General features: G+C 57.5%; 23 protein-coding genes. All 23 read left to right on the top strand.

Going from position 1 to position 26,382, the window contains the following annotated elements; all coding sequences use genetic code 11:
* Positions 1-62: 62 nt before the first annotated feature.
* The 23 genes from tsf (at position 63) to IRT44_RS16290 (ending at position 26,315) form a co-directional block, all read left to right on the top strand.
* A complete protein-coding gene (gene tsf / locus IRT44_RS16400; protein ID WP_230077012.1) occupies positions 63-950 on the top strand; it encodes a translation elongation factor Ts in 888 nt (295 codons plus the stop codon).
* Positions 951-1,125: 175 nt separating this feature from the next.
* A complete protein-coding gene (gene pyrH, locus IRT44_RS16395) occupies positions 1,126-1,851 on the top strand; it encodes a UMP kinase (protein ID WP_171564667.1) in 726 nt (241 codons plus the stop codon).
* Entirely contained in the window at positions 1,851-2,408 is a 558-nt protein-coding gene (gene frr, locus IRT44_RS16390) for a ribosome recycling factor (protein ID WP_171564668.1), read from the top strand. Before pyrH ends, frr begins: the two co-directional genes overlap by 1 nt.
* A 64-nt stretch (positions 2,409-2,472) precedes the next feature.
* Entirely contained in the window at positions 2,473-3,243 is a 771-nt protein-coding gene (locus IRT44_RS16385) for an undecaprenyl pyrophosphate synthase (RefSeq protein ID WP_212132456.1), read from the top strand.
* A gap of 18 nt (positions 3,244-3,261) precedes the next feature.
* A complete protein-coding gene (locus IRT44_RS16380) occupies positions 3,262-4,047 on the top strand; it encodes a phosphatidate cytidylyltransferase (protein ID WP_171564670.1) in 786 nt (261 codons plus the stop codon).
* Positions 4,048-4,088: 41 nt separating this feature from the next.
* On the top strand, positions 4,089-5,243 hold the full coding sequence (locus IRT44_RS16375; protein WP_212132488.1) for a 1-deoxy-D-xylulose-5-phosphate reductoisomerase: 1,155 nt from the start codon (positions 4,089-4,091) through the stop codon (positions 5,241-5,243).
* Positions 5,244-5,281: 38 nt separating this feature from the next.
* Positions 5,282-6,541, top strand: a complete 1,260-nt coding sequence (gene rseP, locus IRT44_RS16370) for an RIP metalloprotease RseP (protein ID WP_212132455.1) — start codon at positions 5,282-5,284, stop codon at positions 6,539-6,541.
* Positions 6,542-6,578: 37 nt separating this feature from the next.
* Positions 6,579-7,661 (top strand): flavodoxin-dependent (E)-4-hydroxy-3-methylbut-2-enyl-diphosphate synthase, encoded by a 1,083-nt coding sequence (gene ispG / locus IRT44_RS16365; RefSeq protein ID WP_171564672.1) that lies wholly within the window; start codon positions 6,579-6,581, stop codon positions 7,659-7,661.
* 176 nt (positions 7,662-7,837) lie between these two features.
* Positions 7,838-9,568 carry a proline--tRNA ligase gene (locus IRT44_RS16360; RefSeq protein ID WP_230077893.1) on the top strand — a complete coding sequence of 577 codons (1,731 nt, stop codon included), beginning with the start codon at positions 7,838-7,840 and terminating at the stop codon, positions 9,566-9,568.
* Positions 9,569-9,691: 123 nt separating this feature from the next.
* Positions 9,692-14,002 carry a PolC-type DNA polymerase III gene (locus tag IRT44_RS16355; protein WP_171564674.1) on the top strand — a complete coding sequence of 1,437 codons (4,311 nt, stop codon included), beginning with the start codon at positions 9,692-9,694 and terminating at the stop codon, positions 14,000-14,002.
* Positions 14,003-14,188: 186 nt separating this feature from the next.
* Positions 14,189-14,647 carry a ribosome maturation factor RimP gene (gene rimP, locus IRT44_RS16350; protein WP_171564675.1) on the top strand — a complete coding sequence of 153 codons (459 nt, stop codon included), beginning with the start codon at positions 14,189-14,191 and terminating at the stop codon, positions 14,645-14,647.
* A gap of 42 nt (positions 14,648-14,689) precedes the next feature.
* Positions 14,690-15,775, top strand: coding sequence for a transcription termination factor NusA (gene nusA, locus IRT44_RS16345; RefSeq protein ID WP_171564676.1), 1,086 nt, complete (start codon positions 14,690-14,692; stop codon positions 15,773-15,775).
* A gap of 2 nt (positions 15,776-15,777) precedes the next feature.
* Positions 15,778-16,068 (top strand): RNase P modulator RnpM, encoded by a 291-nt coding sequence (gene rnpM, locus IRT44_RS16340; protein ID WP_029098991.1) that lies wholly within the window; start codon positions 15,778-15,780, stop codon positions 16,066-16,068.
* On the top strand, positions 16,065-16,364 hold the full coding sequence (locus IRT44_RS16335) for a YlxQ family RNA-binding protein (protein WP_171564678.1): 300 nt from the start codon (positions 16,065-16,067) through the stop codon (positions 16,362-16,364). The genes rnpM and IRT44_RS16335 overlap by 4 nt, the downstream gene beginning before the upstream one ends.
* A gap of 21 nt (positions 16,365-16,385) precedes the next feature.
* Positions 16,386-18,818, top strand: a complete 2,433-nt coding sequence (gene infB, locus IRT44_RS16330) for a translation initiation factor IF-2 (RefSeq protein ID WP_171564679.1) — start codon at positions 16,386-16,388, stop codon at positions 18,816-18,818.
* Positions 18,818-19,099 (top strand): DUF503 domain-containing protein, encoded by a 282-nt coding sequence (locus IRT44_RS16325; protein ID WP_171564680.1) that lies wholly within the window; start codon positions 18,818-18,820, stop codon positions 19,097-19,099. The genes infB and IRT44_RS16325 overlap by 1 nt, the downstream gene beginning before the upstream one ends.
* 20 nt (positions 19,100-19,119) lie before the next feature.
* Positions 19,120-19,491 carry a 30S ribosome-binding factor RbfA gene (rbfA, locus tag IRT44_RS16320; RefSeq protein WP_171564681.1) on the top strand — a complete coding sequence of 124 codons (372 nt, stop codon included), beginning with the start codon at positions 19,120-19,122 and terminating at the stop codon, positions 19,489-19,491.
* The gene (locus IRT44_RS16315) at positions 19,484-20,479 is read left to right on the top strand and encodes a DHH family phosphoesterase (protein WP_230077011.1); all 996 of its coding nucleotides are present in this window, start codon (positions 19,484-19,486) and stop codon (positions 20,477-20,479) included. The genes rbfA and IRT44_RS16315 overlap by 8 nt, the downstream gene beginning before the upstream one ends.
* A complete protein-coding gene (truB, locus tag IRT44_RS16310; RefSeq protein ID WP_171564683.1) occupies positions 20,472-21,401 on the top strand; it encodes a tRNA pseudouridine(55) synthase TruB in 930 nt (309 codons plus the stop codon). The genes IRT44_RS16315 and truB overlap by 8 nt, the downstream gene beginning before the upstream one ends.
* 2 nt (positions 21,402-21,403) lie before the next feature.
* Entirely contained in the window at positions 21,404-22,345 is a 942-nt protein-coding gene (locus tag IRT44_RS16305) for a bifunctional riboflavin kinase/FAD synthetase (RefSeq protein ID WP_171564684.1), read from the top strand.
* 133 nt (positions 22,346-22,478) lie between these two features.
* Positions 22,479-22,748 (top strand): 30S ribosomal protein S15, encoded by a 270-nt coding sequence (gene rpsO / locus IRT44_RS16300; RefSeq protein ID WP_171564749.1) that lies wholly within the window; start codon positions 22,479-22,481, stop codon positions 22,746-22,748.
* 256 nt (positions 22,749-23,004) lie between these two features.
* Positions 23,005-25,140, top strand: coding sequence for a polyribonucleotide nucleotidyltransferase (pnp, locus tag IRT44_RS16295; protein WP_212132452.1), 2,136 nt, complete (start codon positions 23,005-23,007; stop codon positions 25,138-25,140).
* A 206-nt stretch (positions 25,141-25,346) separates the two neighbouring features.
* Positions 25,347-26,315 carry a polysaccharide deacetylase family protein gene (locus tag IRT44_RS16290; protein WP_230077010.1) on the top strand — a complete coding sequence of 323 codons (969 nt, stop codon included), beginning with the start codon at positions 25,347-25,349 and terminating at the stop codon, positions 26,313-26,315.
* Positions 26,316-26,382 lie beyond the last annotated feature (67 nt).

Genomic DNA, 26,382 nt, shown 5'->3' with positions numbered 1-26,382 from the left:
CCCGTCCACCCTTTATTCACCACTATATACTTAGCTCGTCATTTTTCAAGGAGGTTCAACTCATGGCAATCAGTGCACAAGCGGTGAAAGAACTGCGCGAACGCACCGGCGCAGGCATGATGGACTGCAAACGCGCCCTGGAAGAAACCAACGGCGACATGGAAAAGGCGATTGACCTGCTGCGTGAGCGCGGCATCGCCAAAGCAGCGAAAAAAGCGGGCCGCATCGCTGCGGAAGGGCTTACCTCCTACGCGATTGAGGGCAACGTGGCTGCGATCGTGGAAGTTAACTGCGAGACCGACTTCGTGGCGAAAAACCCTGAGTTCCAAACGCTGGTAAAAGACATTGCCGAGCACGTTGTAACACAACGTCCGGCCAGCGTGGAAGTTGCTCTGGAACAGCCGTTTAAAGGCAATGGCGATAAACTCTCCCAAGTGATCAGCGAGAAGATCGCCACCATCGGTGAAAACATCACCTTCCGCCGCTTCTCCATTCTGGAGAAATCCGACAACGGCGTGTTCGGCGCATACCTGCACATGGGCGGTAAAATCGGTGTTCTGGTAGCGCTGGAAGGCACCAAGGACGAAGTGTTGGCAAAAGATCTGGGCATGCACGCTGCTGCATCCAACCCGCGTTATGCCAACCGTGAAGAGGTATCTCAAGAAGAGATCGAACGCGAGCGCGAAGTATTGAAGAACCAGGCACTGGCTGAAGGCAAACCGGCCAACATTGTGGAGAAAATGGTGGAAGGCCGCCTCGGCAAGTTCTTCGAAGAGTTCGTCATGGTTGAACAACCATTCGTGAAAGATCCGGACAAGAAAGTATCCGCTCTCTTGAAAGAGGCAGGCGCTACGCTGAAGGCATTTGTCCGCTTCCAAGTAGGCGAAGGCATCGAGAAAAAACAGGAAGACTTCGCTGCGGAAGTAATGGCGCAAGTGAATAAACAGTAACAATCGAAATAGGGAACACCTGTGTGTTCCCTATTTTGTAAGAGGTTTGGCAAAAGAGAGTTTCACGCGATCTTGTGTGAAACTCTCATCCGCGTAAAAAGAACCAGCCGCCGGCAGGTGCCGGAAGGAATCCGGTGCCGGACAGAGAATGAATCATGAATGGAGGCCGTTTCACATGCCACTTCCTGCCTATAAACGGGTTGTGTTAAAGTTGAGTGGGGAAGCTCTGGCGGGAGAATTAGGGTACGGGATCGACCCGAAAGTGATTTTCTCCATCGCTAATCAGATCAAGGAAATTGTAGAATTGGGTGTACAAGTCGCAGTCGTTGTCGGTGGAGGCAATATCTGGCGCGGACTTTCCGGCAGCTCCAAAGGCATGGATCGGGCCACTGCCGATTACATGGGCATGCTGGCAACGGTCATGAACTCGCTCGCCCTGCAGGATGGATTGGAAAAAGTGAACGTCCCGACTCGCGTACAAACGTCGATTGAAATGAGACAGGTGGCAGAACCGTACATACGCCGCCGGGCGATCCGCCATCTGGAGAAAAAACGGGTCGTGATTTTTGCGGCAGGCACGGGCAATCCGTATTTCTCCACGGATACAACGGCAGCCCTGCGTGCAGCGGAAATCGAGGCCGAAGTGATTTTGATGGCGAAAAACAAGGTGGACGGCGTCTACTCCGCCGACCCCAGCATCGATCCTGCAGCGGTCAAGTATGATGAACTGACGTTCCTCGAGGTGCTCAACAAGGGATTGGGCGTCATGGATTCGACGGCGTCCAGCCTGTGCATGGACAACAACATTCCGTTGATTGTCTTCAACATTTCCGAAGAAGGCAACATTCGCCGTGCCGTAATGGGCGAAAAGATCGGTACACTGGTGAAGGGGGAATCATAATGCCGCAAACCGTGCTGAAAGACATGGAAGAACGCATGAACAAAGCGATTGCCACGCTGAAGAAAGACCTTGCCAGCCTGCGTGCCGGCCGTGCCAATCCGGCGATGCTGGACAAGATCACTGTGGATTACTACGGCACACCGACGCCGATCAGCCAGCTGGCCAACATCAGCGTACCGGAGCCGCGCATGCTGACGATCCAGCCGTGGGACAAATCGGCCCTGAAAGAAATCGATCGCGCAATTCAGCAGTCTGATCTGGGGCTGACGCCTTCCAATGACGGGACCATCATCCGGATCGTCATCCCGCCGCTGACGGAAGAGCGCCGCAAAGAGCTGGTGAAAGTGGCAAACAAGAGCGGTGAGGAAGCGAAAGTAGCGATCCGCAATATCCGCCGCGACGCCAACGAAGAGATCAAGAAGCTGGAAAAGGGCGGCACCATTTCCGAAGACGAGTCCCGCCGTCATCAGGAATCTGTCCAAAAGACCACGGACAAGTTCATCGCGGAAGTGGACAAGATCATCAAGGAAAAAGAGAAGGACATTCTCGAAGTGTAAGCCAGGTATCCCCCTCTGTTGAGGGGGATGTATGTCTATATCTCTCATTGCGGGGGAACACTTTATGTTAGAACATCTGGCGCGCAAGTGGTCGCGCAAGGCACAACAGGCAAACACAACTGAACTGGACCTGTCCGGCCAGATTCCGCATCACGTGGCGGTGATCATGGACGGCAACGGCCGATGGGCCAAAAAGCGCAATTTGCCCCGAGTGGCCGGCCATCGGGCAGGGATGAAAACGGTGAAGGAAGTCGTCAAGGCAGCCGACGAGATTGGCGTACAGTATTTGACGATGTACGCGTTTTCCACCGAGAACTGGAAACGGCCGCGGGACGAAGTGGATTTTCTCATGAGACTTCCCCAGGAGTTTCTGTCGACTGAATTGGAAGAATTGGTTGAACGCAACGTGCGGGTGCGGATGGTCGGCAGCCGGGAGCAGCTGCCGCCGTATACGATTCAGGCGCTGGAAACGGCGGAACAGAGAACGCGCAATAACACCGGCCTGCAGTTGAACTTCGCACTCAATTACGGAGCGCGCAAGGAAATTGTTGAAGCCGTAAAGGATATTGCAGCCCGTCTGCAGGCGGGTGAAATCGACCTGGAACAATTGAATGAAGATGTCATTTCCCGGCATCTCTACACGAGCGAAATCCCTGATCCGGATCTGTTGATCCGCACCAGCGGAGAAATTCGTCTGAGCAACTTCATGTTGTGGCAGTTGGCCTATACGGAATTGTGGTTTACCGAGGTGCTGTGGCCTGATTTTACCCGGGAACATTTCTATCAGGCAATTGTGGAATACCAGGGCCGAGCTCGACGCTACGGGGCGGTTTAAGCCGAGAGGTGGAATCAGTTGAAGCAGCGGATCATTACAGGCCTCATTGGTGGGGCAATCTTCCTGTTCCTCGTCTATCTGGGGAACATGTGGTATTCATTCCTGGTGTTGTTATTGGCCGTCATGGGCCTTTTTGAATTTTTGCGGATGGCGGGACTGCAGCCGTTCAGCACGGCGGGTGTGCTCGCTTATGCGTTGATGGTCAGCATCGTCTGGCCGGCGCTTTCGTTTTCAGCCGGGACCGGTGTTGTTATACCGAATTTGGTGCTGCCAGTCACGCTGCTGCTGCTGGTTTATTCCGTTTTGCGAAAAAACCAGTTTCACATTGAACACGCCGCCCTTACGCTGATAGGGGCGTTATACATAGGCTACGGATTTACTTACATGGCCGCCGTGCGCAACCTCCCGGACGGCTTGATGCTGACGATGCTGGTCATCCTGGGCATCTGGGCGTCCGATTCTGGTGCCTATTTCATCGGCAAGGCCGTGGGCCGGCGAAAACTTTGGCCGGCCATCAGTCCGAACAAAACCGTAGAGGGATCGTTTGGCGGACTGCTCGCTGCGGTCGCAGTCGTGCTGGGCCTCAATGCCGCTTTTGGGCATCTTCCCTTCGGACAGGCTGTGGCCATTGCCGTGGTGGCGGCCGTGGCCGGACAGTTGGGGGATTTGGTAGAATCGGCGATCAAACGCCACTTTGGCGTCAAGGACTCCGGCAGTATCCTGCCTGGCCACGGCGGCGTTCTCGATCGCTGCGACAGTTGGATTATGGTCTTTCCCGTCTTGTATCTGCTAGGCATTGTCTAAATGCGAACGCCATATAGAAAGAGATATAGAGGGTGAAACGATTGAAACGCATATCGCTCTTGGGCTCTACCGGGTCGATCGGCATTAGCACGTTGGACGTAGTGGCCCAGCATCCGGAGGAATTTTCGATAGTGGCCTTGGCGGCAGGGAACAATATAGAACGGTTGGCGGAGCAGGTGAAGCAATTCAAGCCCGAGCTGGTCTCCGTTGGCAGTGAAAAAGCGGTAGGCGAACTAATGGAGCTGCTCGGCAGCGACCATCGTCCGGAGATCGTCTGCGGAACAGACGGATTGGAGCTGGCTGCCCGTCATCCGGACGCAGATGTCGTCGTGACGGCCGTGGTCGGGAGTGTGGGAGTAGCGCCAACGCTGGCCGCGATCAAGGCGGGAAAAGCGATCGCCTTGGCCAACAAGGAGACGCTTGTCAGCGCCGGTCACCTGGTCATGAAAGCTGCGCGCGAACGGGGCGTGCCAATCATCCCGGTAGACAGCGAGCATTCCGCCGTGTTTCAAGCGCTCCAGGGGGAGCGCCGGGAGGACGTAGCCCGTATCATCCTGACGGCTTCCGGCGGCTCGTTCCGTCATCTGAGCCGGGAGGAACTGGCCCACGTGACGGTCGCCGAAGCGCTGAACCACCCCAATTGGAGCATGGGCGCCAAGATCACCGTTGATTCCGCCAGCATGATGAACAAAGGGTTTGAAGTGATCGAAGCCCATTGGCTGTTTGACATGCCGTACGACCAGATCGACTGCATCCTGCACTATGAAAGCATTATTCACTCTATGGTAGAATATAAGGACCGGGCTGTCATGGCTCAACTGGGCACCCCGGACATGCGCGTTCCGATTCAGTACGCGCTCAGCTACCCGAAGCGCATGCCGCTGATGACAGAGCCGCTTGATCTGGTGAAGTGCGGAACCCTGCATTTTGCACCGATGGATTTTGTCCGTTATCCTCTGTTACAATTGGCATATGAGTGCGGAAAACAAGGCGGCACCCATCCCGCCGTCCTCAACGCAGCCAATGAGGTTGCCGTTGCGCGCTTCCTCCAGGGCGAGATCGGCTTCCTGGAGATTGAACGCATCGTGCAGGAAACCTGCGAAATCCATAAAGGAATCAGCCAGCCCTCCCTGGAGGAGATCATGGATGCCGACGAGTGGGCCCGCAATCAGGCGCGATCCCTGTCTGCACGATAATGAAGCTTGACGATAACGTAATGAAAGGTGGCTTTCCCTTGCCTTTTCCCAATCTGGATTCGATCGAATCGATTCTCGCGATCATCATCGTGTTTGGCGTACTCGTGTTTGTGCATGAATTGGGCCATTTCCTGCTGGCCAAACGGGCCGGCATTCTCTGCCGGGAGTTTGCGCTTGGCATGGGGCCGAAAATCTTCAGCATAAAACGGGGAGAAACGGAATACACACTGCGCTTGCTGCCAATCGGGGGAATGGTGCGCATGGCCGGTGAAGATCCGGAGCTGGATATCCTCAAGCCGCACATGGAAGTGAGCGTGGAACGGGATGCAGTGGGAAAAGTGACGCGCATTCTGCTGGACAAAACGGACAGCGGCAGCGTGAACGGGACGATCGTCCGCTATGATTTGGAACACCAACTGACGCTCACCTTGAACGTGGACGGGGAGGAGCAGACGTTCTCCGTACACCCGCAGGCTCACTTGGTCAAGGACGGGCAGGAGGTGCAGATTGCGCCATACAACCGGCAGTTCAGGGGGAAGACGGTCTCTGAGCGCTTCCTGGCTATCTTTGCCGGTCCGGCGGCCAACTTTTTGCTTGCCTTTCTCCTGTTTGTGGCGATCGGACTGTCCTACGGGGTCCCCAGCAACGTGCCGTACCTGGGCGAAGTAAGGCCAGGCGGCCCCGCAGCACAGGCGGGCCTGATGCAGGGAGACCGGGTGATCGCCATTCAGGGGCAGCCGGTATCTACATGGAAGGAAATCGTGCAGATCGTCAGCCAGTCCCCCGACAAGGAACTGCTGTTTGACATCGAGCGGAACGGACAGCGCAAAAGCGTAAAAGTCCGCATCTACAACGACAACAACGTCGGCAAGATCATGGTGACGCAGACGCTGACGTACGCGCCTGGCGAGGTGCTGAAGTACGGAGCCGTCTCCACGTACGAGTTTACCGCGATGATTCTGAAAAGCTTGGGGATGCTGTTTACCGGCGCCGTCGGGTTGAACGACCTGAGCGGACCGGTGGGAATCTTCAAGATGACGGGCGAATTTGCCCAGCAGGGATTGGCGGTCCTGCTGAAGTGGGCAGCGGTGCTGTCCATCAATCTGGGCTTGTTTAACCTCTTGCCGCTGCCGGCACTGGACGGAGGACGGCTGGCGTTTTTGCTGGTGGAAGCTTTGCGCGGCCGGCCGGTCGATCCGCACAAGGAAGGCATGGTGCATTTTCTCGGCTTTGCTTTCCTGATGCTGTTGATCCTGGTCGTGACCTGGAACGATTTGCAACGCTTGTTTTTGCAGTGACGTGTAATCACCGACACAAACAAAAGGATGGTGCTCTATGTACAAGCGCGAGGAGACGAAACCGGTATATGTTGGAGGCGTACAGATCGGCGGACAAAAAAGCGTCGTGATCCAGTCGATGACGACGGCGGACACCCGCGACGTGGAAGCCACGCTGGCACAAATCCAGCGGCTGTATGAAGCCGGCTGCCAAGTCGTCCGCCTGGCGGTGATCAACGAAGACGCGGCGCGCGCCATCAAGGCAATCAAGGAACGCTCCCCGCTTCCGCTCGTCGCCGACATCCATTTTGATTACCGTCTGGCGCTGATCGCCTTGGAAAGCGGCATCGACAAGATTCGCATCAACCCCGGTAACATCGGCTCCAAGGAAAAAACGAAAGCGGTCGTCGAGGCGTGTCGGGAGCGCAACGTTCCGATTCGCATCGGTGTCAACTCCGGTTCCGTGGAAAAACGGCTGTTGGAAAAGTACGGGTATCCGTCACCGGAAGCGATTGTGGAGAGCGCCATGGACCACGTCCACATTCTGGAAGACCTGAACTACGACAACATCGTCATCTCCCTGAAGTCGTCTGACGTGCCGACGATGATTCAGACCTATTCGCTGATGGCGGAGAAGCGCAACTATCCGCTTCACGTCGGCGTTACCGAAGCAGGGACGCAGTTTTCTGGCAGCATCAAGTCGGCGGTCGGCATCGGCACTGTGCTGTCGATGGGCATCGGGGATACGATTCGGGTCTCGTTGACGGCTGACCCGGTCGAGGAGATCAAGGTGGCGAAACAGATTCTCCGCAGCCTGGACATCGTCAACAACGACCCGGTGGTGATTGCCTGCCCGTCGTGTGGACGCTGTGCGATTGACCTGATCGGGTTGGCCACCAGGGTGGAGGATGCCGTTTCCACGCTGAAGGTACCGCTGAAAATTGCCGTCATGGGTTGTGCCGTCAACGGTCCCGGCGAGGCCCGCGAAGCGGATGTGGGCGTCGCCGGGGGCAATGGCGAAGGACTGATTTTCCGCAACGGGGAGATTGTGCGGAAAGTGAAGGAAACGGAACTGTTCGAAGAGCTGATGAAAGAAATTCACGAATTGGTGGAAGAGCGGAAATCTGCCACGGTTGGATAAGAACACGTTCTAACCGGTGACAAACCCACGTGCATAGCGGCGGCCCCTTGCGAGCGGGCGGAGGAAACACCCGCTGCGAGGCTCCCCAGGCACGTGGGTTTGCTTTGCGAAAAAAGTTTGACGACGCAGTTGTGCGATGCATGAAGGAGGACAAGCGTGTGTTTAAGCAAAGTCAGATGTTGATTCCCACCCTGCGGGAAGTGCCTGCGGATGCGGAGATTGCCAGCCACAAGCTGCTGCTTCGGGCGGGCATGGCCCGTCAGCTGGCATCCGGGATTTACACCTACCTGCCGCTGGCGCTGCGCAGCCTGCAGAAAATCCAGACCATTGTGCGCGAAGAGATGAACCGCGCCGGGGCCCAGGAACTGCTGATGCCGGCGATGCAGCCGGCGGAATTGTGGCATCAAACGGGCCGATGGGACGTATACGGTCCCGAACTGGTGCGCCTGCAGGACCGCCACGAACGTTCGTTTGCGCTTGGTCCGACGCATGAAGAAGTGATTACCAGCCTGGTGCGGGACGAAATCAACTCCTACAAAAAACTGCCGATCAACCTGTACCAGATTCAGACGAAGTTTCGCGACGAGGTCAGACCGCGCTTCGGCCTGATCCGCAGCCGCGAGTTCATTATGAAGGACGCCTACTCGTTTGACACCACGCCGGAAGGGCTGGACAAAAACTTCCAGGCGATGTTTGATGCATATACCCGCATTTTCACTCGCGTCGGCCTGAACTTCCGCGCCGTGGAAGCGGACGCGGGAGCGATTGGCGGAAAAGGAACCTACGAATTCATGGCGCTGTGCGACATCGGTGAAGACACGATTGCCTATTCGGAAGAGGGCGATTACGCTGCCAATTTGGAAAAGGCGGAAGTGGTGTACAAGCCTTCCCCCAAACCGGCCGGAGAAACACCTGCGATGGAGAAAATCCACACGCCTGGTGTAAAAACCATTGACCAACTGACGGAAACGCTTGGCGTGGACGCCAGCCGGATCATCAAAAGCCTGATCTATCGGATCGACGACAAGCTGGTGATGGTGCTCGTCCGCGGCGACCACGAGTTGAACGAAGTCAAGCTGAAAAACCTGTTCGACGCGACGCAGGTACGCCTTGCGTCCGCAGAAGAGGTGCTGGCAGTGAGCGGCGCACCGGCAGGCTTTGTCGGGCCGGTCGGTCTCGCTGACGAAAAAACGGAAATCGTCGCCGACAACTTCGTCCAGGACGTCTACGACGGAATCGTGGGCGCCAACGAAGCCGACTACCATCTCATCCATGTGCAGCCGGGCCGGGACTTTACCGTGTCTCGTTACGCCGATCTGCGCAACATCATGGAGGGAGACGTCTGCCCGCGCGGCGGCGGTGTCATCAAATTTGCCCGCGGGGTGGAAGTAGGCCACGTGTTCAAACTGGGCACCAAGTACTCGCAGGCGATGGGCGCCACCTTCCTCGACGAGAACGGGCGCAGCCAGCCGATGATCATGGGCTGCTACGGCATCGGCATCTCCCGTACTCTGGCCGCCGTGATTGAGCAAAACAACGACGAACACGGCATCATTTGGCCCGTGTCCGTGGCGCCGTTCCACGTCCACGTCATTCCGGTCAACACCAAAGTGGAGGAGCAGCGGCGTGCGAGTGAACAGATCACCGAAGCGCTGATGGCGGCTGGCATCGAGGTGCTGTACGACGATCGGCCTGAGCGCGCCGGCGTGAAGTTCAAGGACGCTGACCTGATTGGCCTGCCGCTGCGCATCACCATCTCCGACCGGGCCGCGCAGGAGGGCGTCGTCGAAGTCCGCGTCCGCCGAACTGGTGAAACGCACGAGGTAAAACGCGACGAACTGGTCACCCTTGTGAAAGATCTGCTGACTCGCGTCGACCGGACGGGGGCGGAACTGGTCCACGCGTAAAAAGAAAGCAGGGATTCGGCTGATTTTGTCGAATCAAATCGGGGTACTCCCGTTGAACCGTGGGAGTACCCCCTGTTTTTTTCAGACAGGTTTGTACTGATGGCATGATTGAGGTGGAGAACCGTGAATCGGTTGGAAGAGCAAAAACATCGCTTCTCGCTGTTGGTGAAACAGTTGGATCTGCCGGCAGAGTGGGTGGAGCGATTTTTTCTTGATGGGCACATCGATAAATTGGAACTCTACCGGCAGAACAAGGAGTGGGTGTTTACCTTTACACTGCCCCGGTTGCTGCCGGCGGAGATCTATCAGGCCTTTATGCGCCGTCTGATCCAGAGCTTTTCCCATTTGGCGACAGTGGACGCCCGATTCCGCTACCGCGAACAGCCGAGTGTGGAGCAGGCCGTCAGCCAGTACTGGGACGTGCTGCTGGAGAATCTGGAACAAAAGATCAACTCCTTGGCGGTCACGCTGCGCCAGGCGAAACGGAAAGTGGAGGCGCAGAGCGTAACCGTGTACCTGCCGACGGAGATGGCGGTCGAGATGGCCAAGCGGAAGAAAGCGGACAGCGAACTGGCCGCCGCCTTTGAAAAAGTGACGGCCTGCGTGCCGCGCTTTACGTTTTTGGCCGAAGAGAACGACGAGGCGTACAAGGCGTTCATGGAGCAGCGGGAAGAAGAGGAGCGGGCGCTGATCGAAGAGGTCATGAGCGCGGTCCAGCAGGAGAAAGAGAATAAGGAAAGTGAGAAGACAGAGGCAGTGACCACGCTGATGATCGGCTACGAGATCAAGGACGAGCCGCTACCGATCCGCGAGATCCAGGACGAAGAGCGGCGCGTCACCATCCAGGGCACGGTGTTTGGCGCGGAACTGAAGGAGCTGCGCAGCGGCCGCCATTTGTTGACGTTCAACATCACCGACTACACCGATTCGCTGACGGTCAAGATTTTTTCCCGCGACAAGGAAGACGTCAAAATGCTGGAGGCCGTAAAGGACGGTTTGTGGGTAAAAGTGCGCGGCAGCGTCCAGCATGACACCTTCCTGCGGGAACTGGTAATGGTCGCAAACGACATCAACCAAATCGAACAGGTCGTGCGAAAAGACACAGCCGAGGAGAAGCGGGTAGAACTGCACTGTCATACGCCGATGAGCGCGCTCGATGCCGTCGCCTCCGTCAAGTCGCTCATCAGCACGGCGGCCAAGTGGGGGCACAAAGCGATCGCCATCACTGACCACGGCGTCGTTCAGGCGTTCCCGGAAGCGTACAGCGTCGCCAAAAAGAACAACATCAAGTGCATCCTCGGCATGGAGGCGTACGTGGTGGAAGACGGCGTAGACATCGTCTACAACCTGACTCAGGAGAACAACCTGCCGATCGACGAAAACACCGAGTACGTCGTGTTCGACACGGAGACGACCGGTCTCAACGCAGCGGAGCACACGATCATTGAAATCGCTGCGGTGAAGATGCGCGGCACGGAGATTGTCGACAAGTGGACGGAATTGATCGATCCCCAGATCGAGATTGGCCCCAAGACGACCGAAATTACCGGGATCACCAACGAAATGCTGCGCGGCAAGGAGACGCTGGACGTGGTCCTGCGCCGGTTCAAGGAGTTTACCGGTGACGCTGTGCTCGTGGCGCACAACGCGGAGTTTGACAAGGCGTTCATTAATGCCTGCGCCAAGCGAATCGGGATGGAGCCGTGGAACAACCCCTTCCTGGATACGCTGCCGCTGGCCCGCCTGCTTTACAAGGGCATGCGCAACTACCGCCTGGGCACGCTGGCGAAAAAGTTCAACGTGGAACTGATCAACGCCCACCGCGCACTGGATGACACCGTGGCGCTGGCCCACGTCTTCCAGTACATGCTGAAAGACATCCGGGAGGCGGAGATCAAAACCCTGGCCGATCTGAACGAGCGGAGCAATGCGGAGGCGGACTACAAGAGCGGCCGCCCGTTCCACGCCACGCTGCTGGTAAAAACGAAGGCCGGGCTGAAAAACCTGTATAAACTGGTCAGCCGCTCCCACGTGGAGACGTTTTTCCGCGTCCCTCGCATTCAGCGCAGCCAGCTCGTCAAGTACCGCGACGGGCTCTTGATCGGAACGGCCTGCAAAGAGGGCGAGCTGATGCAGGCGATCCTGCGCGGGAAGACGCGGGACGAGCTGAAAGAAGTAGCCGCCTTCTACGATTTTCTCGAACTGCAACCGCTGGATCACTACGCGCCGCTGCTGCGCAATGAGGAGATTCCCTCACTGGAGACGATGAAGGGATACCACCAGTTGATCGTCGATATCGGAAAGGAACTGGGCAAACCGGTGGTGGCAACGGGGGACGTCCACTTTCTCAATCCGCAGGACGACATCTTCCGAGACGTGTTTTTGCTGTCGCAAGGCTCCCCTGATGCGGGCAACCAGCCGCCGCTTTACCTGCGCACCACGGACGAGATGCTGGAGGCGTTTGCCCACCTCGGCGAGGAGACTGCGCGCGAAGTGGTGGTGACCGCCCCCAACGCGATTGCCGATATGATCGAGGACGTCAGCCCGATCCCTGACCGGTTGTACACGCCGATCATCGAGGGAGCAGATGACGAGCTGCGCCAGATGTGTTACGACAAGGCGAAGAAGCTGTACGGCGATCCGCTGCCGGAGATCGTGGAAAAGCGCCTGGAAAAAGAGCTGAACAGCATTATCACACACGGGTTCGGCGTGATTTACCTGATCTCCCAGCGGCTGGTGACCAAGTCGCTGATGGATGGCTATCTCGTCGGTTCCCGCGGTTCCGTCGGGTCTTCCTTCGTGGCCACGATGGCCGAGATCACCGAGGTCAATCCGCTGCCGCCGCACTATCGCTGTCCAAACTGCAGGCACAGCGAGTTCATCACGGACGGCTCGATCGGTTCCGGTTTCGACCTGCCGGACAAGGATTGTCCCGCCTGCGGACACAAGCTGGCCAAAGACGGACAGGACATTCCGTTCGAGACGTTCCTCGGCTTCAAAGGGGACAAGGTCCCTGATATCGACCTGAACTTCTCGGGCGAATACCAGCCGCGCGCCCACAAGTATACGCAGGAACTGTTCGGCGTGGACAACGTCTACCGCGCGGGAACGATCGGCACGGTTGCGGAAAAGACCGCCTACGGCTACGTGCGCAAATACGCGGATGAGCGCGGCCTGACGCTGCGAAACGCGGAAATCGCCCGGCTGGTAAACGGCTGCACCGGCGTCAAGCGGACGACTGGCCAACACCCGGGCGGAATCATCGTGGTGCCCGACTACATGGAGATCGAGGATTTTTGTCCGATCCAGTACCCGGCGGACGACAGCGAATCGGAGTGGCGGACCACGCATTTTGACTTCCACTCCATCCACGACAACCTGTTGAAGCTGGACATTCTCGGCCACGACGACCCGACCGTAATCCGCATGCTGCAGGATTTGACCGGCATCGATCCGAAGACGATCCCGCTCGACGACAAGGCGACGATGTCGATCTTCAGTTCGACCGAGGCGCTGGGCGTCACGCCGGAGCAGATTCGCACCAATCTGGGGACGCTGGGCATTCCCGAGTTTGGTACCAAATTCGTGCGGCAGATGCTGGAGGACACCAAGCCGACGACGTTTGCCGAGCTGGTGCAGATCTCCGGTCTTTCCCACGGTACGGACGTCTGGCTGAACAACGCGCAGGACTTGATCCGCAGCGGGACGTGCAAGCTGTCCGAGGTGATCGGGTGCCGCGACGACATCATGGTGTACCTGATTTACAAGGGGCTGGAACCGTCCCGCGCCTTCAAGATCATGGAGTCGGTGCGCAAAGGAAAAGGCGTTCCCGAAGAAGACCAGGAAGAAATGCGCCGCAACAACGTGCCGGAATGGTACATCGAGTCCTGCCAGAAGATCAAGTACATGTTCCCGAAGGCGCATGCTACCGCCTACGTGATGATGGCGGTGCGGATCGCCTACTTCAAGGTGCATTACCCGCTTGAGTTTTACGCAACATACTTCACGGTGCGAGCGGACGACTTCGACATTCCGTTGATGGTCAAGGGCTCGTCGGCAATCCGGCAAAGAATCGAGGAAATCGAAGAAAAGGGACACGAGGCGCAGCCCAAGGAGAAGGCGCTGTTGACCGTACTGGAGATGGCGCTGGAGATGGTGGAGCGGGGTTTTCGCTTTGCCAACGTCGACCTCTACCGTTCCGATGCGACCAAATTCCTGATCGACGGCAACAGTTTGATCGCGCCGTTCAACGCTCTGCCCGGTCTGGGGACCAACGCGGCGATCAGCATCGTCAAGGCACGGGAGGAAGGAGAGTTCCTCTCCAAGGAAGACCTCTTGACCCGCGCCCGGATTTCCAAAAGCATCCTGGAATATCTGGAGGAGCAGGGAGCCCTTAAAGGGCTGCCGGAATCCAATCAGCTCTCGCTGTTCTGACGACTCCGGACGAGGAGCGGTCCGGAGGGGCCTGTCGGGATTTGGGTAACACACGGTTGTCAACGACAGGCTGTTATGCTATAATTTTTTTGGAAATACTGGTTATACGCACGCAGAGCGAGAGTGGGGAAACCCACTCTTTCTTTCTGGCCGAACCCCATGCTTCAACGACAAGGAGGTACTTGCTTGAGCAAGGTAACAGACATTGTCACCGAACTGGTTACGCCCATTCTCGACGAACTGGGTCTGGAACTGGTTGACATCGAGTACAAGAAAGAAGGCAGCAACTGGTTTCTGCGCGTGTTCATCGACAATGAAACCGGGAACATCGACATTGATGACTGCGGCCTTGTCAGCGAGCGGCTGAGTCAGCGTCTGGACGAGGTGGACCCTATTCCTACCGCGTACTTCCTGGAGGTGTCGTCACCGGGAGCAGAGCGTCCGCTGCGCAAGGAAAGCGATTTTCGCAAGGCTGTCGGCAGGCATGTACATATCGTAACCAAGGAGCCGCTGGAAGGCTCAACCGTGTTCGAAGGGGAACTGGTATCCTTCGAGGACGGACAGCTGACAGTGAAAGAAGCGAAAAAAACCTACGTCATTTCCCTGGACCAAATCGACGCGGCCCGGATGGCCATCGTCTTCTAATCCCGCGGGTGTGTGTTCGTAAAGGAGGAGGCAACGAAAATCATGAACGCCGATTTTATTGAGGCATTGGAAGCCATTGAGAGAGAGAAAGGAATTTCCAAAGACGTGTTGATCGAGGCCATCGAAGCGGCCCTCATTTCCGGATACAAACGGAATTTCAATTCGGCGCAAAACGTTCGCGTAGACGTGAATCGCCACACCGGCCAGGTGCGTGTGTTTGCCCGCAAAACGGTCGTGGAGGAAGTGCTCGATCCGCGTCTGGAGATTTCTCTGGAAGCGGCGCAGGAGATTGATCCCAACTTCCGGCTGGATGACATCGTCGAGATCGAAGTGACGCCCCGCGACTTTGGCCGCATTGCCGCCCAGACCGCGAAGCAGGTGGTGACCCAGCGCATTCGCGAAGCAGAGCGCGGACTCATCTACAGCGAGTTCATCGAGCGGGAGGACGACATCATCACCGGTGTGGTCCAGCGCATGGATGCCCGCAACTACTACATTGACCTGGGCAAGGCGGAGGCAGTGATGCCGATCACGGAGAAAATGCCGACCGACGACTTCAAGCCCCAGGATCGGGTGAAAGCCTACATCATCAAAGTGGAAAAGACGACCAAAGGGCCGCAGATCATCGTCTCCCGCACGCATCCCGGCCTGTTGAAACGGCTGTTTGAACTGGAAGTGCCGGAAATCTACGACGGCGTGGTGGAGATTAAATCCGTCGCACGTGAGGCCGGCGACCGCTCCAAGATCGCCGTCCATTCGATCAACCCCGACGTCGACCCGGTAGGCGCCTGTGTGGGGCCTAAAGGGATGCGCGTACAGACCATCGTCAACGAGCTGAAGGGCGAGAAGATCGACATCGTGCGCTGGTCGGAAGATCCCGCGGAATACGTGGCCAACGCGCTCAGCCCGGCCAAGGTGCTGCACGTGGAAGTGAACGCTGCCGAGAAAGTGACCCGCGTGATCGTACCGGATTATCAATTGTCGCTGGCAATCGGCAAGCGCGGTCAAAACGCCCGTCTCGCGGCCAAGCTGACCGGTTGGAAGATCGACATCAAGAGCGAGACACAGGCTGAACAGGAAGGCATCGCCTACCCGAAAGCGGGCGATGAGGGGGCTGACCTCGAATAGCCATGAAGCAAAAGAAAATTCCATTGCGGAAATGCATCGTGTGTCAGGAAATGTTTCCGAAAAAAGAACTGGTGCGCGTCGTGCGGACCCCGGACGAAGAGATTATCATCGATCCGACCGGCAAGGCAGCCGGGCGCGGGGCGTACGTGTGCCGTCAGGAAAGCTGTCTGAAGCCGGACACGTTTGCTTCGGGCAAGTGGAAAAAAGTGCTGGAACGCGCACTGAACATGTCCATCACCCAGGAAAAATACGACGCGTTCCGTGAGAAATGGCTGGAGATGATGGGACAATGATCCCCAAGGCAGCGCAAATGCTGGGGTTGGCCATGCGTGCACGCAAGGTGATATCCGGCGAGGAGCTGGTCGTTCAGGCAGTGCGAACCGGTCAGGCCAAGCTGGTGCTGCTCGCGGCCGACGCTTCTGCCAACACGACGAAGAAGGTACGTGACAAGTGCGCCTATTACGGTGTTCCGTGCGTAACGGCCGGCGACCGGTACGCGCTGGGGCACGCCATCGGCAAGGAAGGGCGTGTCACCGTAGCGGTTACGGACGGGAATCTGGCGGACAGCATACTGCGCCTGCTCACCTAATTCAGAAGGGGTGAAGATCACTTGAAGACTCGAGTGTATGAATACGCCAAACAGCATAATATGAGCAGCAAGGAAATCCTCAATTTGTTAAAGCGGCTGAACATAGAAGTGGCAAATCATATGAGTATCATGGATGAAGCAACGATCAAAAAAATTGAAGATCACCTTGCCAAGCTGCGGAGCGGCGGCAAGCCGGAACAACAGCGGCCCGCCGGTCAGGCGGAGGCGAAGCCCAAACAGGAAGGCGACAAGAAGCGGACAGAGGAGTCGAAAGGGAAGCAAAAGCCTCAGCAGCAGCGTCGCAACGAACGCCCGTCTGATCGCGGAGCAAGCCGTCAGGGCGGCGGCCAGCGTGCCGACCAGCAGCGTCCGCAACAAGGAAAAAATCAGGGGAAGAATCAGGAGAGAAAACCGAGCGATATGAAAAGCCAATCCGCAAAACCATTTGATCGCAAGCAGCAGGTTGCCCAACATGAGCCAACGGTCAATGAACATGACGATCCGCGCGCAGGCGACGACTTTGAGGACAAGGTAAAAATCCCGCCCAAAGTTTCCCTGGAAAAGCGGGAAAAAATCAAAAAAGGTGCGGGCGGCAAGAAGGGATTCGACGACAGCAAGAAAAATCAGCCGTTCAAAGGCGGCAACAAACGTCAGGAGAACCGCAAGCAGGGGCGCGAACAGCAACAGCGCCAGCTGCCGGATCCGCCGTCCAAAATTACCTTCACCGAGTCGCTTACCGTCGCAGAACTGGCGAAAAAACTGCGCAGGGAACCGGCGGAAATCATCAAAAAGTTGTTTAATTTGGGCATCATGGCGACGATTAACCAGGATCTCGACCGCGATGCCATCGAGTTGATCTGCTCCGAGTACAACGTCGAAGTGGAAGAGAAGATCGTCATCGACGAAACCAACTTCGAGACGATTGAAGAAGTGGATAACCCGGCCGATCTGGTGGAACGTCCGCCGGTTGTCACCATCATGGGTCACGTCGACCACGGGAAGACCACCCTGTTGGACGCCATCCGCTCCACCAACGTCGTAGCGGGTGAAGCAGGCGGCATCACCCAGCACATCGGTGCGTACCAGGTGGAAGTCAAAGGGAAGAAAATTACGTTCCTGGACACCCCCGGCCACGCGGCGTTTACCACGATGCGTGCCCGCGGTGCGCAAATCACCGACATTACCATTCTCGTCGTAGCAGCGGATGACGGTGTCATGCCGCAAACCGTGGAAGCCATCAGCCACGCCAAGGCAGCAAACGTGCCGATCATCGTCGCCGTGAACAAAGTCGACAAGCCGGAGGCAAACGTCGAGCGCATCAAGCAGGAACTGACCGAGTATGGACTGGTGGCTGAAGAGTGGGGCGGCGACACCATTTTCTGCCCGATCTCCGCAAAACAGCGCATCGGCCTCGAGGAGCTGTTGGAGTACATCCTCCTCGTTGCCGAGGTGCAGGAGTTGAAAGCAAATCCGAACAAGCGCGCCCGCGGTACCGTCGTCGAGGCCGAACTGGACAAGGGGCGCGGACCGGTGGCAACCGTCCTGGTGCAGCATGGTACGCTTAAAGTCGGGGACCCGATCGTCGTGGGCACCGCCTATGGCCGCGTCCGTGCGATGGTAAACGACAAGGGACGCCGTCTGAAGGAAGCAGGACCGTCCACGCCAGTGGAGATTACCGGTCTGAATGACGTTCCGCAGGCGGGCGACCAGTTCATGGTCTTCGAAGACGAGAAAAAGGCCCGCTCCATCGGTGAAGCGCGCGCAGCCAAGCAGCGCGAATCGGAACGGCGCGCCAACACGCGCGTATCCCTGGACGATCTGTTCCAGCACATTCAGGAGGGCGATGTGAAAGAGCTCAACCTGATCGTGAAAGCGGATGTGCAGGGCTCCGTGGAAGCGCTCCGCGGCGCGCTCGAGAAGATCGATGTGAACGGCACGCGCGTCAAGATCATTCACACCGGTGTAGGGGCGATTACGGAGTCCGACATCACCCTGGCCAACGCGTCCAACGCCATCGTGATCGGCTTCAACGTGCGTCCTGAGCCAAATGCCCGCAACATGGCGGAACAGGAGAAAATCGACATTCGCCTGCACCGCGTCATCTACAACGTCATCGACGAGATCGAGCAGGCGCTGAAAGGAATGCTGGACCCGGTCTACAAGGAGACCATCATCGGCCAGGCGGAAATCCGCGAAATCTTCAAGGTCTCCAAAGTGGGCAACATCGCCGGCTGCTACGTCACCGAGGGCAAGATTACCCGCGATGCTGGCGCCCGCGTGATCCGCGAAGGTGTGGTCATCTACGAGGGCAAGCTGGATACGCTCAAGCGGTTCAAGGATGATGTACGCGAAGTGATGAGCGGCTACGAGTGCGGTCTGACCCTGGAGCGCTTCCAGGATATCAAGGTCGGCGACGTGATCGAAGCCTTCATCATGGAGGAAGTGAAGCAGTAATGCTGGCGGGGGCGCGGATCGAACTGTTTCTGCCCGCCTGCCGCAATCTAAAGGAGAAACGGGCCATCGTCAAGAGCATACTTGGCAAGCTGCGGAGCCGCTTCAACGTCTCCGCGGCGGAGTTGGCCTGTCAAGAGCAGTGGCAGCGTACCGTGCTGGGTATCGCTGCCGTTGCTAATGAATGGTCGTTTTTGCAGGAACAAATCCAGGCGGCTGTCCGTCTGGTGGAAAACCATCCCGGCGTGGAGTTGATTCGCGCCGATACGGAATACTACGACTAACGCCAGCGGAGGTGACAGAAATGAACAAGACGAGGATGAGCCGGGTGGGCGAGGAGATCAAGAAAGAACTGAGCGTCCTCTTGCAGCGCGGCCTGAAGGACCCGCGCATCGGCTTCGTCACGGTAACGGATGTGGAAGTGACCAGCGATCTCCAGTTGGCCAAGGTGTTCGTCAGCATTTTCGGCGACGACGAACAGCGCAAGGCGTCCCTGGCCGGGCTGCAAAAGGCAAAGGGCTATCTGCGCACGGAGATCGGCCGGCGTGTAAAGCTGCGCCACGTGCCCGATTTCGTATTCAAACTGGATGAGTCGATCGATTACGGGAACCGGATTGAATCGATTCTCCGTGAAATCTCCACAGAAGGTGCCAAAGGAGACAAGCAGGATGACTGATTATCGCCGTGCCTTGGAGGAAGCGGTCCGGTTCCTGCGGGAACACGATCGCTTCCTGATTCTCTCCCACGTCAACCCGGACGGGGATGCGATCGGTTCTACACTGGCTGTGGCCGCAATGCTGGAACAGTTGGGAAAATCATACGTGCTCGTCAATGAGAGCGGCGCGCCGGACAAATTTTCATTTTTGCCCCGGTTTGAGCGGATTTGCAATCTTTCGCAAGATTTGGCCGGCGACACCTTTTCCGCAGTGATCGCGGTCGACTGCGCCGATGCGTCGCGAATGGGGGACGTGCGTCATCTGTTTGCCCCCGACGCCGCCCTGCTCAATATCGATCACCATCCCACCAACGACGCCTTTGGTGCGGTAAACGTCATTCGCACCGATGCGGCGGCCACGGCAGAGATTCTGTATGACCTGAACGAGGCGGCCGGGCTGCCGATCACCGAAGATTTTGCGCTCTGCATCTACACGGGACTTTTGACCGACACGGGCGGCTTCCGCTACTCCAACACGTCGCCGTACAACATGGAGATCGCCGCCCGCTTGCTGCGGTACGGCGTCAATCCGGGCGACGTGGCGGAGCGGTGTCTTGAAGTCATCACGCTGTCCCATGTCAAGCTGCTCAGGCAGGCGCTGCAGACGCTGCGCATGTCCCATGGCAACCTGGTGGCATCCGTTTTTGTTTCTCGCCAGGATTTGGAAAGTGCAGGGGCCGACCGGGAGGATGCCGGGGGACTGGTAAATTACTGCCGCAACATTAAAGGCGTGGAAGTAGGCGTGTCGTTTGTGGAAGCGGAGCCGGGGACGGTGAAGGTGAGCCTGCGGGCCCGCAGCCGCGTGGACGTGTCGGAGATCGCCAAGCAGCTGGGGGGCGGCGGCCACGCCAAAGCGGCAGGCTGCACGCTTCGCGGAACGCTGGCGGAGGCGCAGGAACGGGTGTGGAACGCCCTGGGGCAGGCGTTGGGAGTGAACGCCGATGAGTAACAAGTGGCATGGCGTCGTCGTGCTGGACAAGCCGGCCGGAATGACCTCCCACGATTGCGTGGCGCGTATCCGCCGCCTGTTTCGCACGAAAAAAGTGGGGCATGCCGGCACCCTGGACCCGGACGTGACCGGTGTGCTGCCTGTCTGTCTGGGGCATGCCACCCGCTTGGTGGAATACCTGCAGGACCTTCCGAAGCGATACGATGTGGTGATGCGCCTCGGTTCCTCCACAACGACCGAGGACGCGGCCGGTGAACGGGTGGAACACGTGCCGGTCGACTCTGCGGAGATCACGACAGAGCGGCTGAATGACGTGTTCAGCCAGTTTCTGGGCGAGATCGAGCAGGTGCCGCCGATGTACTCTGCCGTCAAGATAAACGGCAAGCGGCTGTACCAATTGGCCAGAGAGGGCGAAGTGGTGGAGCGCCCCGCCCGCAAAGTGACGATCTACGAACTGGACCTGCACGACATCCGGCCGGACGGCGACGGCGTAGACGTGCACTTTTCCTGCACGTGTTCCAAAGGCACGTATGTGCGCACCTTGTGTGTTGACCTGGGACGAGCTCTGGGGTATCCTGCCCATATGAAGCAGTTGAGGCGCGTCAAAAGCGGCCCGTTTTCAGAAAGGGACGCCGTGGCGCTGGAGCTGCTGGAAGAAAAAAGCGCGGGCGGTGAGGATTTGTCCCCCTGGTTGGTCCCCTTGTCGCAAGCGGTCTCGTTCTTGCCGAGGTATCAGGTGCCGCCAGAGCGGACAAAAGCGGTGCTGAACGGTTTGTCCACCGCTCTTCCCGGCGTGAAGGCGGAAGAGGGCAGCCTGATCTGCCTGTTTGCAGGCGAACAGCTGCTAGGCATTCACCGCGTCTGCCGCGGCCCCAAAGGTCTTTTTGCCAAGGCTGAAAAAGTCTTTCCCACCGAGGTGTAAACGTGAAAACGATATCCTTGACGTATCCACTGCCGCGGGATTTGCAGCCGGACCCCTGCGCCATTGCCCTGGGGTATTTTGACGGCGTGCATATCGGCCATCGACGCGTGATTCAGAAAGCGATCGACACGGCCAAGATGAACGGATGGAAAAGCGCGATCATGACCTTCGATCCCCATCCGCGCGAGGTGCTGGGGCAGACCGGGTACAGCCAGTATCTCACCCCGCTGGCGGATAAGCTGGAACAACTGGAAAAGATGGGCGTAGATCTGACCTACGTGATGCGTTTTGACATCGCCTTCGCGGCCGTCTACCCGGAGGACTTCATAGCCGAGTGCCTGCTGCCGCTCAACTGCCGCCATGTGGTCGTCGGGTTTGACTACACGTTTGGCTACCGCGGCATGGGTACTGCACAGACGCTGCTGGCATCAAGCGAGGGACGGTACGGCATCGACATCGTCGGACCGGTCAACCGGTTGGGCGAAAAAGTGAGCAGCACGATCATCCGTGAGTATCTGCACCATGGCAACGTGGAGCAGACCCGTCTGCTGCTCGGACGGCCGTACAAGATCAGGGGCGTGGTCGTCCACGGCGACAAGCGCGGCCGCACGATCGGCTTCCCCACAGCCAACGTGCGCCTATCACGCCCGTATCTGATCGGGAAAAACGGGGTGTACGGCGTCCGTTTCAACGTGGACGGGCAAAGCTACCGGGGCGTGATGAACGTGGGCATCAAGCCGACGTTTGAGCTGGAGAAGAAGGAAAAGTCGCTGGAAGTGCACATTTTTGACTTCCAGGGAGACCTGTACGGAAAAGAAGTGGAAGTGGAATTTCTGTTCTTCATCCGCGACGAGCAAAAATTCTCCGGTGTGGACGCGCTGATCGCACAAATTCGGGAAGATGTGGAGTACGCCAAGCGGAAGTTTGCCGAGGCGAACGTGTAAATCTTTTCTTTGCTTTTCCATGAGCGGTATGCTATAATTCAAAACGTTGTACAGATAACCGCAGCTTGGCTGTCCGACACTCACCGGCGGCAGACTCGGCTGACGGGGATAGACAAGAGGGAGGTGAGTCATGATGGCACTGTCTCAAGAACGCAAAGCTCAACTGATTCAAGAGTTCCGCACGCATGAGAACGACACTGGTTCTCCGGAAGTTCAGATCGCTATCCTGACCGAAAACATCAACAACCTGAACGAACATCTGCGCGTTCACAAGAAAGACCACCACAGCCGTCGTGGTCTGCTGAAGATGGTTGGTCAGCGCCGCAATCTGTTGAACTACCTGAAAGAAACGGACATTCAGCGCTATCGCGTACTGATTGACCGTCTCGGTCTGCGTCGCTAATGACATCAGTTGGAAAGCGGGTTCATCCCGCTTTTTCTGCTGTCTGCGCCTCTTTCCGCCAGCGGGGTGACGTTACGAGCTGCAGACCAGTTGCTTCTCGGCGATCCTGCGCCCGGCGACCGCTGGCGAAACTCCATTCTTCCCGTGCAACTGGCACAGGGTGCCATTTAATTTTCAAACAGGCAGGAAATAATACATATAGGTAGAAAAAGATTGTATACGTGTCACTACGTCGTGAAGGAGGACTGCTAGCAACATGGAGCAACAATACCGTACATACGACTTTGACCTGGCAGGCCGCAAACTGACGCTGGAATTCGGCAAGATGGCCAAGCAGGCACAAGGTTCGGTTTTGGTTCGGTACGGCGATACGGCGATTCTCTCCGCTGTGACGGTATCCAAGGAAGCAAAGCCGATTGACTTTTTCCCGCTGACCGTCAACTACGAGGAGCGCCTGTATGCAGTCGGGAAAATTCCCGGAGGGTTTATCAAACGGGAGGGACGTCCCAGCGAAAAGGCGATTTTGGCCAGCCGCCTGATTGACCGTCCGATTCGTCCGTTGTTCCCCGAGGGGTTCCGCAATGAAGTCCAGGTGGTAAACACGGTGCTGTCCGTTGACCAGGACTGCTCGCCGGAGATCGCTGCGATGATCGGTACGTCGGCTGCGCTGTGCGTATCGGAAATTCCGTTTAACGGCCCCATTGCCGGCGTGATCGTCGGGCGCGTAGACGGCCAGTTCGTGATCAACCCGACCGTCGAACAGATGGAAAAGAGCGACATTCATCTGGTCGTGGCCGGTACGCGCGACGCCATCAACATGGTGGAAGCGGGAGCCGACCAGGTGCCGGAAGAAGTGATGCTGGAAGCGATCATGACCGGTCACGAGGTCATCAAGGAACTGGTCGCATTCCAGGATCAGATCGTCGCCGAGATCGGCAAGGAAAAAATGGAAGTCGTGCTGCATGAAGTGGACCCGGAGATTGACCAGGCTGTCCGCAGCTATGCCGAAGCCCGGTTGAAGGAAGCGATCCGCATCGAGGAGAAGCAGGCGCGCTACGACGCAATTGACGCAATTAAGGAAGAAACGCGTCAGCACTTTGCCGAGCTCAATCCGGAGACGTATCCGGAGCAGGAAGCGATGATCAACGAGGTGCTGCACAACATCGTCAAGGAAGAAGTGCGCCGCCTGATCACCGAGGAGAAAATCCGGCCGGATGGACGGGCCCTCAACGAAATTCGTCCGCTGTCCAGCGAAGTGGGCCTGCTGCCTCGCACGCACGGTTCCGGGCTGTTCACACGGGGCCAAACGCAAGCGCTCAGCGTATGTACGCTCGGTGCGCTAGGGGATGTGCAGATCCTGGACGGATTGGGTCTGGAAGAGTCCAAACGCTTCATGCACCACTACAATTTCCCGCCGTACAGTGTAGGGGAAGCACGTCCGTTGCGGGCACCGGGACGCCGCGAAATCGGGCACGGAGCGCTGGGCGAGCGGGCGATCGAACCGATCATCCCGTCTGAGAGCGAGTTCCCGTATACCATCCGGCTTGTTTCCGAGGTGATCGAATCCAACGGTTCCACCTCCCAGGCATCGATTTGCGCCAGCGTGTTGGCTCTGATGGATGCAGGCGTGCCGATCAAGGCGCCGGTTGCCGGTATCGCGATGGGGCTGATCATGGGCAACGACGGCAAGACCTTCTCCATCCTGACTGACATCCAGGGCATGGAAGACCATCTCGGCGACATGGACTTCAAGGTGGCCGGTACGGAAAAAGGGGTTACCGCCATTCAGATGGACATCAAGATTTCCGGCATCAACCGGGAGATTCTGCAGCAGGCGCTGGAACAGGCTCGCGAAGGACGGCTCGTGATTCTCAAGCACATGATGGAAACGATCTCCGCACCGCGGCCGCAGCTTTCTCCATACGCGCCGAAGATTATCACGATGCAGATCAATCCGGACAAGATCCGCGAAGTGATCGGTCCCCAAGGACGCGTCATCAACAAGATCATCGACGAAACGGGCGTCAAAATCGACATCGAACAAGATGGTCGCATCTACATCGCCTCGGTCGATCAGGAAGCCAACCTGCGTGCGAAACAGATCATCGAAGACCTGGTTCGCGAGGTAACCGTTGGCCAGACCTATCTGGGCACCGTGAAGCGCGTGGAAAAATACGGGGCGTTCATCGAACTGTTTGCCGGCAAGGAAGGTCTCTGCCACATTTCCCAACTGGCGGAAGAACGGGTCGCCAAGACCGAAGATGTCGTCTCCATCGGCGACAAAGTGCTCGTCAAGGTTACGGAAATTGACGACCAGGGCCGGATCAACCTGTCCCGCAAGGCCGTGCTGAAGGAACAGGCGGCACAGCGTGCGGCTGCTAAAGCAGAATAACTTACAAGCAAAAGGCTTCGTCACTCGAAGGTATCTTCGCGTACGGAAGCTTTTTCTTTTTGCGTTTTGCGTTTTGCCAACCACGTCGTCTGCACACGGACATCTCTGTTTTGACAGGGATGTTCTTTTTTCGTCTAACCGTTTTTCTCCATACATACACTGGACAAAGAAAGGTTGTACGGCAGAGAAGGAAGGGGGCAACCCTCATGGGTCAAAAGGCAAAACGCTTGTGGTTTATGGGAGGGGGTGCGGTCCTCCTGTTCTTTGTTCTCAGCAACGGTCCGATCGATCAGTACGTTGACACGGTCAAGCGCCAGACCGTGCAGGCAGCGCTTTCCCTGGAAGGGGATGAACGGCTGCGCGCCCTGATCGATCAGTGGAAACAGGGACGGGAAGAGGCACCGATCAATGCCCGGATCGACCCCATCTGGAAAGCGATTCCCGGTTACAACGGACGCGTCGTGGACGTCGAGGCATCCCTGGCCAACATGAAGCGGTCCCGCACGCCAGGCCCGGAGTCGCTGGTGTACAAGGAGGTCCCTCCGGCGGTCACGCTGGAACAATTGGGTGCGCACCCCGTTTACCGGGGGAACGAAAAAAAGCCGGCCATTTCGTTTATGATCAATGTTGCCTGGGGCAACGAGTATCTCGATACCATCCTGGACACGCTGGACAAACACGGGGTGAAGACCACGTTTTTCCTGGACGGGTCGTGGGTCAAACGCTTCCCGGAATGGGCGAAAAAGATTGCTGCCCGGGGTCACGAGATCGGCAACCACGCATACTCCCACCCCGACATGAGCCGGTTGGGCCGTGAGCGCATTCGCCAGGAAATCGGCCACACACAGGAGGTGATCCGCCATACACTAGGGGTAACACCTGTGCTGTTTGCCCCTCCCTCCGGTGCGTTCAATCAAGCGGTCGTCGACATCGCCCGCCACGACTTCCAGATGACGACCATCCTCTGGACAGCGGACACGGTTGACTGGCAAAAGCCGTCGGTCGACGTGCTGATTCGGCGGATCGAGCCCAAAATGGGCAACGGAGTACTGGTTCTGATGCACCCGACCGCGCCCACGGCAGCAGGGCTGGATACGTTGATCAGGATGGCGAAGCAAAAGGGATTGGTCCCCACCACCGTTTCTGGAGTGATTTCCAGCCGGCGCTTGCCCTGAAAGTGCAAGACAATGGGATCATTTATTGTGGAGTCAAGGGAATTTTGCTATAGTTAGACGTGTTTAC

It is taken from the genome of Brevibacillus sedimenti (assembly GCF_020923495.1).
In the GTDB taxonomy this organism is placed as follows: Bacteria; Bacillota; Bacilli; order Brevibacillales; family Brevibacillaceae; genus Brevibacillus; species Brevibacillus aydinogluensis.
The sequence above is the reverse complement of the archived record's forward strand: the minus strand, read 5'-3'. Positions and strand labels throughout refer to the sequence as shown.

Excerpts from the sequence above, each read along its gene's own strand:
- tsf (WP_230077012.1), top strand. The coding sequence starts at position 63 with ATGGCAATCAGTGCACAAGCGGTGAAAGAACTGCGCGAACGCACCGGC.
- pyrH (WP_171564667.1), top strand. The coding sequence starts at position 1,126 with ATGCCACTTCCTGCCTATAAACGGGTTGTGTTAAAGTTGAGTGGGGAA.
- frr (WP_171564668.1), top strand. The coding sequence starts at position 1,851 with ATGCCGCAAACCGTGCTGAAAGACATGGAAGAACGCATGAACAAAGCG.
- IRT44_RS16385 (WP_212132456.1), top strand. The coding sequence starts at position 2,473 with ATGTTAGAACATCTGGCGCGCAAGTGGTCGCGCAAGGCACAACAGGCA.
- ispG (WP_171564672.1), top strand. The coding sequence starts at position 6,579 with ATGTACAAGCGCGAGGAGACGAAACCGGTATATGTTGGAGGCGTACAG.
- IRT44_RS16360 (WP_230077893.1), top strand. The coding sequence starts at position 7,838 with ATGTTGATTCCCACCCTGCGGGAAGTGCCTGCGGATGCGGAGATTGCC.
- nusA (WP_171564676.1), top strand. The coding sequence starts at position 14,690 with ATGAACGCCGATTTTATTGAGGCATTGGAAGCCATTGAGAGAGAGAAA.
- rnpM (WP_029098991.1), top strand. The coding sequence starts at position 15,778 with ATGAAGCAAAAGAAAATTCCATTGCGGAAATGCATCGTGTGTCAGGAA.
- IRT44_RS16335 (WP_171564678.1), top strand. The coding sequence starts at position 16,065 with ATGATCCCCAAGGCAGCGCAAATGCTGGGGTTGGCCATGCGTGCACGC.
- IRT44_RS16325 (WP_171564680.1), top strand. The coding sequence starts at position 18,818 with ATGCTGGCGGGGGCGCGGATCGAACTGTTTCTGCCCGCCTGCCGCAAT.
- rbfA (WP_171564681.1), top strand. The coding sequence starts at position 19,120 with ATGAACAAGACGAGGATGAGCCGGGTGGGCGAGGAGATCAAGAAAGAA.
- IRT44_RS16315 (WP_230077011.1), top strand. The coding sequence starts at position 19,484 with ATGACTGATTATCGCCGTGCCTTGGAGGAAGCGGTCCGGTTCCTGCGG.
- truB (WP_171564683.1), top strand. The coding sequence starts at position 20,472 with ATGAGTAACAAGTGGCATGGCGTCGTCGTGCTGGACAAGCCGGCCGGA.
- rpsO (WP_171564749.1), top strand. The coding sequence starts at position 22,479 with ATGGCACTGTCTCAAGAACGCAAAGCTCAACTGATTCAAGAGTTCCGC.
- pnp (WP_212132452.1), top strand. The coding sequence starts at position 23,005 with ATGGAGCAACAATACCGTACATACGACTTTGACCTGGCAGGCCGCAAA.
- IRT44_RS16290 (WP_230077010.1), top strand. The coding sequence starts at position 25,347 with ATGGGTCAAAAGGCAAAACGCTTGTGGTTTATGGGAGGGGGTGCGGTC.